Raw genomic sequence first — 1,644 nt, forward strand, 5'->3', positions numbered from 1 at the left:
TCGGTGGCCATCAGCACGTGGGAGGTGTAGCGCGCACTGTCATGCACCCCGGCCACCTGCAGCACGATCAGCCCGGCACCGCCTTCGGCACGCGCCCGGTGATAGGCGATCAATTGCTCGTTGACCAGGTTGTCGGTGGGCATCGAGGTGTCATGCCCGCTGGACATGATGCGGTTCTTCAGGCGCTTGCCACGGATCTCCAGGGGTTCGAACAGGTGCGCGAAGGCGGGTGTCGAGGTCGGCATGGGGCGGGTACTCCTGGCAGGCTGACCTTTGTAGGAGCGAGCCTGCTCGCGATGGACTTGAGGGCGATGCGTTCATCCAGACAACACGCGTCATCGTTAACGTCCATCGCGAGCAGGCTCGCTCCTACAGAGGAATCAGGTTTTCGGTTGTTATTATTGGCCTATAGAAATTTACCTTAAGTAAAAAATCAACTTGTTTTTTTACTGTGCCTTGCAGTAGTTTCGTCTCGAGCCCGCTCCCGGGCCGAACCTCACAACAATAAAAAAGGGCTGCGCGGGCCTTGGGTCCTGTGGCACCTGCAAGAGGAACCACTGATGAAATCGCACACGCTCAAGCACGGTTTTTATCCCTTGGTGTTGTCCGTGGCCATGGGCCTGGGCAGCGCTCAGGCAGCATCGGACATGGTGGTGGTCGGATACGGCGGAGCCGGACAAAAAGCCCAGGACGTGGCGTTCTTTCAACCCTTTGCCGCCGTGGATCAAAGCAAGGTGATCCAGAGTGAATACAACGGCGAGATGGCGAAAATCAAAGTGATGGTCGACACCGGCAACGTCGACTGGGACGTGGTGCAGATCGAAGGCCCGGACCTGATGCGCGGCTGCGAGGAAGGCATGTATGAGCGCCTGGACTGGACCCGTCTGGGCCACGCCGACCAGTTGATCCCCGAAGCGGCACAGGAATGCGGTTCCGCCGCGCTGGTGTGGAGCGTGGCGATTGCCTACGACACCGAAAAACTGGCCCAGGCTCCGACCTCGTGGGCCGACTTCTGGGACGTGAAGAAAACCCCCGGCAAGCGTGGGCTGCGTAAACGTGCGGTGTACAACCTGGAATTCGCCTTGCTGGCCGACGGGGTGAAAACCGAAGACGTCTACAAGGTGCTCGGCACCCCGCAGGGCGTGGACCGGGCATTCGCCAAACTCACTGAACTCAAGCCTTACATCCAGTGGTGGGAGGCGGGGGCGCAACCGCCGCAATGGCTGACCGCCGGCGATGTGGTGATGACCTCGACCTACAGTGGACGCATCGCCGACGCCGCGCAAAAAGGCAGCCACCTCGGCCTGGTCTGGCCCGGCAGCCTGTACGGCATGGATTACTGGGCGATCCTCAAAGGCTCCAGACATGTGGATCAGGCCAAGCGCTTTATTGCCTTCGCCAATCAGCCGGACGCCCAGGTCAACTACGTGCAGCAGATCCCCTACGGCCCGACCAACACCCAGGCCGCCGCACGGCTGGACGACAAACTGGCGCAATGGGTGCCCACCGCGCCGCAGAACCTCAAGGGTGCGCTGTCGATGGACGTCGGTTTCTGGGTCGATCATGGCGAAGAACTCGAAGAGCGCTTCAACGCCTGGGCCAGCAAATAAACGCGGACGGCTGGACGTGTCCAAGCGTCCAGCC

Annotated in this window: 2 protein-coding genes; one reads left to right on the top strand and one right to left on the bottom strand. The window is 60.9% G+C overall.

Annotated elements, in window-relative coordinates:
* Nucleotides 1-245: oxidoreductase (locus ACXRVY_RS27915; RefSeq protein ID WP_458238827.1), on the bottom strand; the 245-nt coding region annotated here is incomplete at its 3' end.
* Nucleotides 246-560: 315 nt separating this feature from the next.
* Between ACXRVY_RS27915 and ACXRVY_RS27920 the strand changes: the two genes are divergently transcribed.
* Nucleotides 561-1,610, top strand: a complete 1,050-nt coding sequence (locus ACXRVY_RS27920) for an ABC transporter substrate-binding protein (RefSeq protein ID WP_223460738.1) — start codon at nucleotides 561-563, stop codon at nucleotides 1,608-1,610.
* Nucleotides 1,611-1,644 lie beyond the last annotated feature (34 nt).

The organism is Pseudomonas sp. P5_A2_2 (assembly GCF_054177685.1).